Origin of the sequence: Flavobacterium sp. Leaf82, from assembly GCF_001422725.1 — a bacterium.
GTDB lineage: Bacteria > Bacteroidota > Bacteroidia > Flavobacteriales > Flavobacteriaceae > Flavobacterium.
The window spans coordinates 175,389-188,974 of sequence record NZ_LMMA01000034.1; the positions used below are offsets into that span (position 1 = coordinate 175,389).

Below are 13,586 nucleotides of genomic sequence, written 5' to 3' on the forward strand. Positions count from 1 at the left end.
CCACAAAAATCATGAAAACAGTTTATGACAATGAAATACTTTTAATCAAACTTTTAAATGAAACTTTTGAAAAATCTGTTAAAATTCCTCTTGACAAAAATTATTTTTCGGAATTTCAAGACGTAAAAAAATGGAAATGCTATAGTGATTATGCTGTAGATGGTAATAAACCAAACTCTGTAATAACTTTTACATTATTACCACATGTAGTTAATCCGAATTTTTTATCAGAAACTATAAATTATTATGCGCCAAAAGACATAAAAAAGACTCGTAATGTAAATGCTAAATTTATTGACTTCATTAGAAAATCTCCTTTTGTTAGTTTTTCTTTTATTTTAAAAAATGACAACCACGTATATATACAAAATAAAGAAGGTTTTAAAAATGATATTCTAAAAAGCATGAATATGTTACTTGATACAATTCCCAATTGGACAGCAGAAAACACAAATTTAGAACCTTATCATAAAGAAATTATAAAGAAAACAAAACAAGTAATAAGATTAGTAAATGACAACAAGAAAATTAAAATTTTAAAAAACCTTTTTTTAATAACTTCTATTGGAAGTTATATCTGTACACAATTTGCAAACAAAACTAATGCGGAAATTTTCGGTTGGTTTTCAGATAGAGATGAGATTAATGATGTTGCAGATCATTATGCCTCTGATTTATTCAATATCCAATTTAATGCTTATCTAAAAAATAGGAATTGTCAATTTATTAGCTCCCGTGCTGACAGCAATACTGACGATTGGTATGGAGATTTTATAAAAATACCAGATTTTATTTCGGGGACTTTAGCTGATTTTGATTTGGAAACTAAAAATGTTTCTCATAAAAAATTTCTGCCAGTTTTAAGAGATTTAATATGTGATAATGAAAGAAATGTTTTTATTTTTGAAATAAATTTTAAATCTGATAATACTCTTGAGTGTTCAAGAATAAAATATTATAAAGAAGATTAAAATGGCGACTGTTAACACACGCTACAATCAATTTGGGCATTAGGCTTAATGGAAAGTTTATTTTGTATTTGCAAGATTTGGCAAATCCGAAGAATAGGCTTCTTTAATCCCAACTGATTGTGGCGCGAGAACGTTATGCATAACTTTAAAACAACAACTGCGTAAAAAAGAAATCCTATGGCAAGAAATGATTCAGGATACGCATTGATTACTGGAATTGTATTAATCATTTATGTAATCTATCAAACATTTACAGGGAATTTCATTCCCATTCTTATCCTTGCAGGTATATTATTAGTCTTTAAAATATTTTTTTGGTGGGCAGAGTCAACACGAAAAAATGAACAACATGCTAATGAATCTAAAAGAGAAATAAACCATAATTCCTATTTATTAATACTTCTACTCCTGTCTGGAACATTTGCACATATTTATTTTAAAAATAATCATCAAAATTCTAGTACTGAATCAGTTTCTCCGAATATTTCTCCTTTTCCGCAAACAGTTACGGTTAAATCAGAAGCTAAAGAACTTTCAAAAGAAATTTTATGGACATTTGAGAACTTTGGTAATATGGAATTTAGTCTTCCCGAAAACATGGTATTAAGAGAAAGTTTATCAACTTCACAAGGTAAAGTTTATATTGACGAGAAGCAAAATTTATCATTAACAATAACAGGGGATTCTCTTGATGAGGAAAACAAACATAAAACAATTAATGACTTTAAGGATAATTTAAAAGTTTTTGCTGAAACATTTAATGAAAATAATAGACGGAATTTTAATGATTTTAAACTTGTAAACTATGAAATTGCACCTTTTGGTAATGTTAGAGCAATAAAAATTCAACAAACGTCAACAAAAATCTCAGGAAAAAATATCGAAATGTTAGTAACCAGTTATGAAATTATAGCAAATCCTAACTTTTATGATATAACTGTTTCATATCCAAAAGACAGTATCAAGTTCGTTAATACTTTCGAAAAAATAAATAAATCATTTCTATTTAAAATCTTAAATAATGAAAGTGAACTTCAAACAGAAGCTTCAATAAGTTTTAAATCTGGCAATTACATAGTATTGAATAGCGAAAATGAAAAAATACATTTTTATGATCAACCAAATGAAAATTTTATTAGGAAAGCTTATTTAGTTGGTGAGGAGAATATTTATGTGGAAAAAGTGTCAGGCGGTTTTGGGTATATAGAATTCAGAAATAGTCGGGGTTTAATTACTAAGGGCTGGGTAAAATTAAAAAATTTAAGTAATAGTAATTAAAAAAGCTGTGTATAATATCTGCTTCAAAGGATTTGGTAGAATGGTTTAATGGAATGATAGTTGTGTATTTTAATGATTTGGCAAATCCGAAGAATGGTCTTAATTTAGTCCCGACCCACTGTGGTATCATAACGTTCGCAAACAGCTTAAAAAATTTAAACTATGGCAATTCAAAGAATAAGAGATTTTCAAAAATCAATTACTAAAGAACTTATATTAACAAAAGATAGAGTAGAATTTTTAATTGGAAATGCAAACTGGGGAGAAGTTGGAAGGTACAAAGAAGCTATTTTAAGAAAATCAATTTCTCAATTTCTACCCTCAAATTTAAAACTTGGAACAGGATTCATAATCGGAAATAACGACCTAATAAATGGACAAGAACCTAGAACTTCAAGTCAACTTGACATTATAATCTATGATGATAATTTACCTGTCCTTTTTAGGGAAGGAGATTTTGTAATTGTTACTGAAAATTCAGTTAGAGGAGTTATTGAAGTTAAATCAACTGTTACAAATTATAGCAATCCTCAAGGTCAAAATCCTCAAGATAATGCATTAAATATTATAATTGACAAATTTAATCGTCTTCAGCAATTTCAAACATTTAATCCAATAGGAAATCACAGAAAGAAGTTTGTTGGAATATTCTCGTACAATTATAATCAAGATATTATGGCAGAAAATATTAATGACGCTTTGAGAAGCTCAAATGGAGTTGTAAACCATATTTCACTTGGACCAAATACATTTATACGCTATTGGGAAAGCACAGCGCACTTGCAACCTCCAACAAATCATGAGGGAAGAAGCTATATAAAATATAATATTAGAGATCTTTCATTTTCATATTTTATATCAAACTTACTTCATATAGTTTCTGACAATGAACTATTAGAAAGATATTGGTTTTCGTTTCCTATTGAGGGAACAAAAGAAATCCATAGAATTAATCCAATTGTTGAATTAGATCAAATATAAAAAGCAGATTTGCTCACGGCTACTACAACAGATTTGCCCAATTGGTTTAATTTAAAAATTGTTTGTATTTGAATGTTTTGGCAAATCCGAAGAATGGAATTAATTTAGTACAAAACCGCTAATTACCTAAAGGTTGGAATTAATTAACCCGCAGAATAAAAAATGAGCAGAAACAAGATTTGATTTCAAAAATAAAAAACAAAAACGATGAAATTCTTACAAGCTTTAAAAAACTTATCAGCTAAACTTATAAATGAATTTGAAGACAGTAAATTATTTGAGCACTCAGGGGAAAAGGGAGAATTTAGAGAACAAATAATCCAAGAATTATTAAGACCATTTCTTCCTGAATGCTATAGTTTAGGAACGGGACAAATTTTTTCGCAGAATGACGAAGTAAGTAATCAAATTGATATTGTAATTTATGATGCAGTTTATTCCAACGTATTGTTCAAATATAAACAAAATAGCCTTTTTCCTTGTGAGTCAGTTTATGGGGAAATAGAGGTAAAATCTAATTTAACTACGGACGAATTAAGCTTGAGTATAGATAATATTGCATCTTTGAAAAAATTATGTCGTGAATCATCCGGATTACTTGATTTAACACCTTTTCATAATTTAGTTTTGGGACCAGGAATGAGTACAAATAATCATAAATTTAACCCATATATTGGGATTATTTTTGCGTATGATGGATTAAGTAAAAATACATTTACCAATAAGCTATTAGAAAAATTTAATGAAACGGATAAAGAACTAATGCCTGATTATATATTCAATCAAAAGAAAAAATATATGGCAATGAGAATAAAGGATAACGAAGTTACTCGCTTTGGAGATGACTATGATACTTTCATTGTTATTGATACAGGAGAAGATACTTTAACAATAATGTTTTTATTATTAAATATTTGTCTTAATCAAATAAAGCTTAAAGCTCCTGATTACGATGCATATTTAGTAAATATTCTAACACCTTTATTAAGAAAAAATTAATTACTGCCAACAAACGTTTGTGGCTTTTTAATTATTTTTGAAATTTATATTGTAGCTTTCGAGTCATATGCGGATATTAAACTATATGTTTTAACAGAGATCGATTTAACTTAATCAAAATTCTGCCAGAAGAAAAGAAAAATAGAATAAATAGATTCAAAAGAAAAAATTTAAGATAAAAAAATTTCTACTAATATGAGGTTAGAAGGTGCCATTATTTAATTTGTTTAATTATTTCTGTTTTCATACTATCAATATCTGCCTTCTTTTTCATTGCTTTCTCATCATAGTTCTTTTGCCTTTTTTTAAAAATAGCTTCTCTTTGATAAAGGATTATATTTATGCTGTCAAGTTTTTTTTCTAAAATAGCAACTTTTTTATGATTGTTGATGAAGAATGGTAATATTACTAAAATGACTAGAACACAAAAAATTGCTGAATTTAACAGCCATTGTGAGTCGTTTAGTTTTTTAAATAATTTCATCAGCGTAAAAAAGATTCAATTTATATGTAGACCAGCTTCGATAAAATTAATATAAATTTAAAAGGGTATGCAATTTTAAATTATAATTTTAAACAAATGATTGTTAGACTATAAACCTTGTCTTCTCCCCTTCTTTCTTTTATTTTTCAATTGATAAGGCAGATATTCACTAGACTGTTCAGCCTGCATTAAAGCATCAATAATATTTTCCATTTTAGTCAGTATTTGAAACTGCTGTTTTGCATCTTGAAAATTGTTACTTTGATCTGAATTCAAATAAGGTTTAGTAATTTCTAGCCGGTTTCTCTGCGATTCTCTTTTAGCTTCATTTGTAAACGTTGAACTACATCGGTCTTCAATAGCTTTTGCACTGTACTGTTTCCCTAAACTACTTCCGTTAAAAACGTTTTTGGTTGTGTGATCGACATAAGTAATTCCATATAACAAACCTTTTTCACTTTTTCTGAAAACTGTATTGATACCTTCCTTTTCCAATTGCTTTGCTAAATCATTTAATGAAAAATTCTTTTCTTTAAGTAGAGCTATATCAATCGCATTTTTCACTCTACTCTTATCTGTTGCATTTCTAGTTGTATTAACTTTAAATTTTTCCTCTAAAAATTTCAAAGTAGGTTTGTTATAGAAAGAACTTGCTTTTATTGGGACTCCAATTGGATTCCCTTCTTGATCCAATATTCGATAAACTAATCCCCTTGTTTGAAATATTTTGGAATCTTCTCTTCCTCGATCTGCCATAATATTACATTGTTTTAATACGGCATTTAGTTCTGGAAGACTTGAATATTTATACTTGTTTAGTACTGTGTTTAAAACACTGTTAATCGCTTTTTTGGATTCTACGTTTCCGTAATTGACTATTCTTGCAGAAGCTTGTTCTGTAGAAATGTCTTGTTTGTTCTTTTTACCTTCAGCTTTTACAAGTCCAAATAACTCTTCAATTTCTTTTCGTGCAGGTTCTGATTTTCGTATACCCAAAAGATGCAGGTCAATTCTTTTTCCATCTCTCTGGATATTATTAGTTACTAGATGCAGGTGCGGATGACCTGCATCATTATGCTGATAAATTAAATATGGTTGTCTGCCAAATCCAATTTTTTGCATGTACATATTTGCAATTTCTATTAGTTTCTCTTTAGAATGATTTTCCGACGGATCAAAATTCAAAGAAATATGAACACTATTGCGTTTGGCATTTTCATTCAATGATGCCAGTTTTATAAAACGATTAAGTTTTAAATTAAAACTTAAGTTCTCTAATTCTAAAGGGTAGTTTTCAGCACTAATACATTCAGCAACTCCTGTCTTAACTTTGTTTTCGTTGTAATTGAGAATGTTATGTATGGAATGACTTGTTTTTATAATTGCAACCATTGCTCTGATATTTTTTGAGTATGGTTTGTAACTTGATCCATTTTTTCAAGAAGTCTTTTTTTGTCAATTTCAAACCAAAAAGCCTGCTCTCTAAATTCCGGAATTAGTTTCAGTGTATTAAACTTTTTAGCAATTTGGTTAATATTGTTACCGATTGCTTTGAGTTCAGCAGTAAGAACAATTGTTTCCTCCATCAAATCATCTAAAGATTGATTTCTGTAAGTACTTACAATTGGTTTATTGAATAAATGTTTTCGAATGTGATCGCTTAATTTTCTGCATGTGCTTGCTTTAAATTTACGCTCAATTTGTGCATACTCTTCAGGTGTAAACCTTAACCCGACAATGCGTGTTCTGTTTGAATTTTCTCTTTTCATCATCTTTCATTTTCATTGTTTTCAAACTCTTTTTCTTTTAGTGTCTCCACCACCGAGTTCCGAGGTAATAGGTGGCAAGATAGGTCGTTGTTTAACAACGATTCATCTTGCCGATTGCAGGAACGTTGCAATCTTTGAGATTTTTTGGAATTCTTAATGACTTTTAAAAAGTCTGCCTGCGGTAAATAATCTGGATTGGCTGAGGTTTTTTTTTTTTTTTTAAATTTTACCTCAGATGTTTTTTTTGCAGATTTAAGATTAACCTGCAAACCATAATGGTCAACAGCAAATTTAAGGAATAAAAAAAAGTAAACCTATCATGGTTAAATTATGTCCATGACAGAGCATTTAAATTAAATTTACTTTTAAAAGAAAAAAAGAAAAAAGAAAGCAATCTAAAATTGGACAATCAGACAGGTGAAGTGCTATAAGTCCCGAAGGGCATTTTTTGAGGAACGAAGAAAAATGTTATGCGCACTTCTCTGGCTGTGTCCAAATATCTTGTTTTGTTTTTTTATTTTTGGAATAGTTTTTAAATGCATATATTTCTAATCCTAGCAAAAATAAATTTGATCGAAGCATTTTGAAATTATTTATAGTAATTTTGAGAATCAACTTTTATAAATATAGATCAACAGTTTTGAGTTGAATTATGAATATTTTTATCTACGCAAAATCACTTCGTACTTCGTTATTATTTTTGATAAGGAATTCTAGAGCTAATACTATTTAAATAGATAATTAAATAAAAGGTTCATATAATATAAAAGAGATACGATGATAGATAAATTTGAAATAAAAGGATTGTGGTTTTTACCTCAAAACAAAAATGATAAAGTAACTGGTATATTAAGTTTTGATCCAATTAATGGTTCTTATTTGGAACTAATCGGTTCTTTAGATGAAAATGAAATGTTTCATACTTCTCAAGAGAAATGCTTTATAATCTTAGGGACTTCAGTTGATAGTGAAGCAATAACATTATATAACTGTTATTTTAGTTCCAGACAAAGAAGAACATTACGGAATGAAGAAACTGGACCAATAAGTGAAAGATATTATGTCAATTTCATTTTAAAAGGTTATCATTTTGAAAATGAGGAATCAATTAAATTTAATACTATTTCAAGTTCACTGCAAAATTTTGACGAGTGGGTAAACATCTCTGGTTTCCAGAATGATTCTGAGATAAATATTGAAAATTCATATTGTATTAATTATGTCAGGCCAAAAGATATTGAATTTGATCTTCATACTGATCATCGTGGAAAATTTACTTTTTTGGTATCAAGACCAAATGTCTATTCTCAAAAAAACGAGTACATTATTCAGGAAACTTGGTTAGAGCTTAATTCTAAAAATGAAAAAAGTTTAAAAGAAATACGCGAATTACTAACTCGCTTTCAAAATTTTCTAATACTTGGAATATACAAAAGTGTTTTTCCTAATAAAGTTATTCTTTATAATGATAGTATCCAAAACGATTTTGGTAGAGCTGGTAAATATAGAAAACCAATTGAATTCTATCAAGCTACTCGTAAAAGGAGAAATGAAAAAGAAAAACAATCATTTGAAATGCTTTTTAATTACACTCAAATTAAAGCGGATTTCCCAAAAATTATAAAAAACTGGTTTGAAAAGTATAATAAATTAAGCCCTGCTTTTAACCTTTTATTTGATCAATTTTATAATGGTGCTATATTTAACGAAAACACATTTCTCAATTTGGCACAATCTGCTGAAACATTACATTCAAGATTGTATAATCATACAAAAATGCCAAAGAATGATTATAAGAAAATGAAACAACACATTTTAGAAGTGTTGCCAATTGAGTATCATAACTGGATGAAAGAACAATTAAACTTTGGGAATCATTTGGATTTATCTCAAAGACTTACAGAATTGACTGAAAAATATTCAAATGAAGTAATTAATAAAGCTATTCCAGACAAATCTGAGTTTGTTCAACAAGTAAAAAATTTAAGAAACTATTATACCCATTATAGCGAGTCACTTGAAAAAAAGATAATTCCTGAGAAGGATTTATTATTTTTATCTGAAAGATTAAAAATGTTATTAGTTAGTGGATTCTTGTTTGAAATAGGAATGTCAAAAGAAATGTCAAATAAGTTATTTAAAAATGCAAATCAGAATTTATTTAGGCACTTAACACCTTAGTTTTGAGAAAAACCTTGAATTGTACAGTAAAAGTTACAGGTAATAAAAGAAAAAAGAGACTCGAAAAGTCTCTTTTTAAATTAATATATCATTTACAGAAGCTTATTTAGCTTTTAGTAATTTTTCCAAATATTCAACTTTATCTTTTTCGGCTTGAACTAAACGTTCATACAATTTTTTATTTTCTTCGTAAGACTCAATTAATTTGTCTAAAGGATTAAAATGACAAACATTATGTGCACCTATTGGTCCCTGATTAATACTGTTATCACTAAAATTATTAAAATAATTAAACACTCCTTCATCAGAAAAATTCTTAATTGCTTCCACGCTTACACCTAAAGCTTTTGCTACCTGTATTAATTTTTCATCATCAATAGTTTCGCTGTTTTCCAAAATAGAAACAGCCTGCTGGTTTGTTCCCATAGCCTGTGCTAATGCTTCCTGCTTCATGTCTTTTAGTTCACGAATACGGCTAATTTTTCGCCCTATGTGATTTGGTTTTGTTAATGTACTCATAGCTCAAAGATAATAATTAAGAATAAAAAAGTAAGACTTATGTATGATACATAATTTAGTCTTGTACGGTACGGGACAAATTGATACCGTACCATACGAGTAATTGCTTACTTGCCTGTGTGTTAGTCAAAAATACAAATTTTCAGACAAGTATTAACTAAATAATGTAAAATTATGAAAGCAATTGAGAACGAAGGATTACAGGCAATTAGCAAAATTATTGTTGAGAGTATCAGTACAAGCAGTATATACTGCTTTGGAGAAAAGAAAAATATTCAAGAACTTCAAAACCCATTTCAGGAGTTTATTTCAGGAAAAAAAGAACATACTCATTTTTATCTGATGGTATTAACAGATGAATATGTTATTAATGCCGTTGCCGATATCAGCGATATTATAAAGAATAAAACCGAAAATCGTTATACAGTAACGCTGTTATTGTATAAAGCAAAATATGGTCATTACCTCTCGCCAAATCAACGCTATTTTTACCATCAGGTTTTAACCAAAGGATATAAAGTTTACGAGCGTGAGAATACGCCTTTGAATATTTCTTTTGATGAAACTCCAAAACGTAAAATTGATTCTATAAAATTCTATTGGGAAAATAGAAAAAAAATTGCTGAAAGCTTTTTAAAAAGCGAAAATCAAATTGATTATATGGATACTGGATTTGTTCAGGATTCCATGATGCATACGGCTGTAGAGCAAATATGCTTAGGTCTTATTAATGTGTTTTTGGGATATTATCCCGATCATTTTTCAATGGGATATTTATTTGATATCTGTGAAATATTCACACCGCTTACTTCTGATATGTTTCCAAGAGCCACCAGCGAAGATAAAAGGCTGTTTGAATTATTAAAAACGAATCCAAACTCACTTCGCTGGGCTAAGGTTAAAGAATCATGCTTAATAGATACTGAACTTATGGATAAAAGATGCTGTCTTTTTTATGAAAAAGCTATAGAGATTGCAGAGGCAGAATTACTGCGTCAAGAAAAATTGTCAGTTTCGGAATCATAAAAGTAGAAGCTATGTACTGCAATATTCTGACCCAGAAAGAACATCCAAAATATTGGGCTGTGAAGAAAATGACTAAACTTCTTCTGGAGTTTGTAGAAGCTGACTGCATTTATTTTTCCGAATCAGATTTAGAATCAAAAATCGGTATTATGACTGTAGTGATAAGCAGGGAAAGCCTGCATTATTATGACGATGTAAATGACCATTTATGGAAAGTAATCCAGAATCATAATGAGTTTGTATTCTGTTTTTTTAACAGGGACTGCATTAAGGATGAATTGAAAAGAGGAAACCTATTTTTTGTTTTCCATTGCAAAGAAACGGAGCTCATATATAAAAATTCTGGACAGAAGACGGTTTTGGATATCGGAAATATAAAAATGAAACGGCTTTTAAAACAAACAGGGAAAAGATATTCAATGTGGAGATCAGAAGCAAGCACTATAGGCAGGGATTTTAAGTATCATCACAAAAACAACAACCATTTAATGGCTCTGTATGTTCTGCACCAGCAGTTCCGATATATGTTTATAAATGCTTCATGGTTCATTACAGGGGAATGGATTCCTCATGAAAACCTCTCAGACCAGCAGGAGCATATCGGTGCCTTTAATGCATCTCTAGGCAAAGTATTTGACTCAGGCAATCAAAAAGAAAAGGAAGTCTTAGAAAAGATTGAATTAGCACGTAAAGCAGTTCAATGGGGAGAGGAGGCTGATTCATTTGATGCAGAGACAGTAGATTATGCAAATGAGAAACTACAATGGATCAAAAATGTGATTCAGGAAATATTTCAGGAGCAGAGAAAAAAAATTAAAGAAATATTTAAAGATTATGGAAACTGATGAAATTAAAAAACTCGAAGAAATCAAAGCATTAAGCGCAAGACTTTTTACTACTCTGAAACCAATGCATGATAAAAGGGGAATGTATAATGCAGAGATAAGAGTTTACGATTATTACGAACTTGCTTCGGTTATCACAAATCTTATAAAGCTATGCATTATTGCTGTAGATCAGGACAGTGCAGAAGTTCCGCATACTGTTGAAAATCAAAATATTGATATTGGACTTATATTAGGAATTGCGCTTCAGCTGTTTCCAATTGATGAATTTGAGCTTATAACTGAAATAAGTTATTTGTATAATGATCAGAAGGATGAAACTAAAGCTGATTATGAATGACCACACCGTATTTATGGACATATTATGTCCATGATATTGATGAAAATGTATATTACCTTTACTATCATCCCTGCCATATTTTGAACGGGGTAAAATAAAAAAACTATTTTAAATTTATAGTGAAGAGTGATTGTGGAACAAGAAAGACCAGGGATGGTCTTTTTTTAATGAAGGGGGAATCAAATGGAGAGCGATGAAAGAATTGAAAGAGGGAAATTAACAGCAGAGCAAGCTGTAAAAATGCTAAAAGAAGAGAATGTAGATATAACAATTGACCAAGCAAGGATAATCTTGGAATTTATGCGCAAACTAGCGAGAATAACCGTGTCTAATTTTTTAAATCAGCAAAATGAAACAAATAGCAGACCTATACGTGAGAGTGAGTACAGACGAACAAGCCGACAAAGGATATTCACAAAGAAACCAAGAAGAAGTACTAAAAAAGTACTGTCAGATAAATAACATTGCCATACGTGATATTATATATGAAGATCATTCTGCCAAAACATTTCTTAGGCCAAAATGGAAATTATTACTGGTAAATTTAAAAAAGTTCAAAAATAAAACAGATCTGGTCTTGTTTACTAAATGGGATCGTTTCAGCAGAAACGCAGGGGATGCTTATCAAATGATCAGCACCTTAAGAAAACTCGGAGTAGAACCACAAGCAATAGAACAGCCTTTAGATTTATCTGTTCCTGAAAACAAAATGATGCTTGCTTTTTATCTGGCTGTTCCTGAAGTAGAAAATGACAGAAGAGCATTAAATGTTTTTCATGGAATGCGAAGAGCAAAGAAGGAAGGTAGATATGTTAGTCAGGCTCCCATTGGATATGTAAACAAATCTAAAGATGATGGTAGTAAATATATCGCTATTAAAGAGCCGGAAGCGTCTATAATGCGCTGGGCATTTAATGAAATTGCCCAAGGTATTTTCAGTACTGAAGATATTCATCGTCTGGCAAGGAAAAAAGGAATAAAAACAGGAAAACATAGCTTTTGGCTTGCAGTAAGAAATCCTTTGTATTGCGGAAAAATAAAAGTCCCTCAGTATAAGGATGAGGAAAGCTATTTAGCCAACGGACAGCATGAAGCAATAATAAGCGAGGAATTGTTTTATAAAGTTCAAGATGTGGTGGACGGAAGAAAGAAAGTAATTCGTCCCAAAGTTGAAACTATATTAGACCTTCCTCTTCGAGGTTTTTTAACTTGTCCAGTATGCGGAAAAGTGTTGTCAGGGAGTAAATCAAAAGGGCGTAATCAATATTACGCCTATTACCATTGTTATAAAGGATGTACACATCGCTCAAATGCAGAGGAAGTAAATCAAATATTTATAAAAGAACTTTTAAAATATGCTCCAAAAAGAGAATATAAAAAAGTTTACAGCATTATAATTCTAGAAGCATATAAAGAACAAACAAGAGAAAGACAAAATGAAAAATCTCAATTATTAAATCAAATAAAAGACTATGAAGGCAGGTTGAGTAAGGCTAGAGATTTGCTAATGACAAATCAAATTGATTCAGCAGATTATAGAGATATAAAATCTGATTATGGAGAAACATTAGTAAGACTTCAAGCAAAATATTCAGGACTGAATACGGATCAGGATGATATTGAAAAACTGCTTAATCAGGGAATTGAAAATTTATTTAGAATTCATTCTATCTATGATAATTCTGAATTTGTGGCTTGTCGTGATTTAATTGGTTCAATATATCCTGAGAATTTGATATATGATGGAATTGGATTTCGAACCACAAGAATCAATGAAGCAGTTCAGCTAATGTACTTAATTAATGAGCAATTAGACCAAAATAAAAAAGAGACAAATCAGAATATTTCTAACTTGTCTCTTATGGTGGGCGATGAGGGGTTCGAACCCCCGACCCCCTCGGTGTAAACGAGGTGCTCTGAACCAGCTGAGCTAATCGCCCTATTTTACTAGGTCGCTATCATTTCGTGATTGTGAGTGCAAATATACAGCTAGATTTTGTATTTGCAAGCGTTTTTTGAAATAAAATGAAATATTTTTTTGCTTTTTTATTTACTAATCTATTTTTCAGCTTCTTAAAAAATAAATAAAAATGCTATTTCCTTACATTTAGTTAAAAATACAGATCACAAAGTCTAATTTATAATAATCCTTTGTATTCATTTGCTATAATCATACATTTGTAAACCTTAATT

The 13,586-nt window shown here is 29.9% G+C and carries 14 protein-coding genes and 1 tRNA gene; 10 read left to right on the forward strand and 5 right to left on the reverse strand.

Annotated features, from left to right (window positions below; all coding sequences use genetic code 11):
• Positions 1-11 precede the first annotated feature (11 nt).
• The 4 genes from ASF10_RS20490 to ASF10_RS20505 all read left to right on the forward strand — a co-directional run bounded on the left by ASF10_RS20490 (position 12) and on the right by ASF10_RS20505 (position 4,229).
• A complete protein-coding gene (locus ASF10_RS20490; RefSeq protein WP_056253472.1) occupies positions 12-971 on the forward strand; it encodes a hypothetical protein in 960 nt (319 codons plus the stop codon).
• Between the two features lie 177 nt (positions 972-1,148).
• Positions 1,149-2,249, forward strand: coding sequence for a hypothetical protein (locus ASF10_RS20495; RefSeq protein ID WP_056253475.1), 1,101 nt, complete (start codon positions 1,149-1,151; stop codon positions 2,247-2,249).
• Between the two features lie 162 nt (positions 2,250-2,411).
• On the forward strand, positions 2,412-3,230 hold the full coding sequence (locus ASF10_RS20500; protein ID WP_056253479.1) for a DUF6602 domain-containing protein: 819 nt from the start codon (positions 2,412-2,414) through the stop codon (positions 3,228-3,230).
• 207 nt (positions 3,231-3,437) lie between these two features.
• Positions 3,438-4,229 carry a DUF6602 domain-containing protein gene (locus tag ASF10_RS20505; protein ID WP_056253481.1) on the forward strand — a complete coding sequence of 264 codons (792 nt, stop codon included), beginning with the start codon at positions 3,438-3,440 and terminating at the stop codon, positions 4,227-4,229.
• A gap of 214 nt (positions 4,230-4,443) precedes the next feature.
• Here the strand turns inward: ASF10_RS20505 and ASF10_RS20510 are convergent, their stop codons facing one another.
• The 3 genes from ASF10_RS20510 to ASF10_RS20520 all read right to left on the reverse strand — a co-directional run bounded on the left by ASF10_RS20510 (position 4,444) and on the right by ASF10_RS20520 (position 6,482).
• Positions 4,444-4,713 carry a hypothetical protein gene (locus ASF10_RS20510; RefSeq protein WP_056253482.1) on the reverse strand — a complete coding sequence of 90 codons (270 nt, stop codon included), beginning with the start codon at positions 4,711-4,713 and terminating at the stop codon, positions 4,444-4,446.
• A gap of 108 nt (positions 4,714-4,821) precedes the next feature.
• Positions 4,822-6,105, reverse strand: coding sequence for a relaxase/mobilization nuclease domain-containing protein (locus ASF10_RS20515; RefSeq protein WP_056253485.1), 1,284 nt, complete (start codon positions 6,103-6,105; stop codon positions 4,822-4,824).
• Positions 6,090-6,482, reverse strand: coding sequence for a plasmid mobilization protein (locus ASF10_RS20520; RefSeq protein WP_056189043.1), 393 nt, complete (start codon positions 6,480-6,482; stop codon positions 6,090-6,092). Before ASF10_RS20520 ends, ASF10_RS20515 begins: the two co-directional genes overlap by 16 nt.
• 777 nt (positions 6,483-7,259) lie before the next feature.
• Here ASF10_RS20520 and ASF10_RS20530 point away from each other — a divergent pair.
• Positions 7,260-8,663 carry a HEPN domain-containing protein gene (locus ASF10_RS20530; protein WP_056253489.1) on the forward strand — a complete coding sequence of 468 codons (1,404 nt, stop codon included), beginning with the start codon at positions 7,260-7,262 and terminating at the stop codon, positions 8,661-8,663.
• Positions 8,664-8,765: 102 nt separating this feature from the next.
• Here the strand turns inward: ASF10_RS20530 and ASF10_RS20535 are convergent, their stop codons facing one another.
• A complete protein-coding gene (locus tag ASF10_RS20535) occupies positions 8,766-9,182 on the reverse strand; it encodes a helix-turn-helix domain-containing protein (protein WP_056253492.1) in 417 nt (138 codons plus the stop codon).
• A gap of 174 nt (positions 9,183-9,356) precedes the next feature.
• On the opposite strand from ASF10_RS20535, the gene ASF10_RS20540 reads away from it, so the two are divergent.
• The 5 genes from ASF10_RS20540 (at position 9,357) to ASF10_RS23995 (ending at position 13,299) form a co-directional block, all read left to right on the forward strand.
• Complete coding sequence (locus ASF10_RS20540) at positions 9,357-10,208, forward strand: hypothetical protein (protein ID WP_056253494.1); 852 nt, start codon at positions 9,357-9,359, stop codon at positions 10,206-10,208.
• Between the two features lie 11 nt (positions 10,209-10,219).
• Entirely contained in the window at positions 10,220-11,053 is an 834-nt protein-coding gene (locus ASF10_RS20545; protein WP_056253496.1) for a hypothetical protein, read from the forward strand.
• Positions 11,043-11,393 carry a hypothetical protein gene (locus ASF10_RS20550; protein ID WP_056253499.1) on the forward strand — a complete coding sequence of 117 codons (351 nt, stop codon included), beginning with the start codon at positions 11,043-11,045 and terminating at the stop codon, positions 11,391-11,393. The genes ASF10_RS20545 and ASF10_RS20550 overlap by 11 nt, the downstream gene beginning before the upstream one ends.
• A gap of 183 nt (positions 11,394-11,576) precedes the next feature.
• Positions 11,577-11,855, forward strand: coding sequence for a hypothetical protein (locus tag ASF10_RS20555; protein ID WP_056253502.1), 279 nt, complete (start codon positions 11,577-11,579; stop codon positions 11,853-11,855).
• Positions 11,743-13,299 (forward strand): recombinase family protein, encoded by a 1,557-nt coding sequence (locus ASF10_RS23995; RefSeq protein ID WP_082472480.1) that lies wholly within the window; start codon positions 11,743-11,745, stop codon positions 13,297-13,299. The genes ASF10_RS20555 and ASF10_RS23995 overlap by 113 nt, the downstream gene beginning before the upstream one ends.
• On the opposite strand, the gene ASF10_RS20560 is transcribed toward ASF10_RS23995, so the two are convergent.
• Positions 13,256-13,333, reverse strand: a tRNA-Val gene (locus ASF10_RS20560). The genes ASF10_RS23995 and ASF10_RS20560 overlap by 44 nt on opposite strands.
• Positions 13,334-13,586 lie beyond the last annotated feature (253 nt).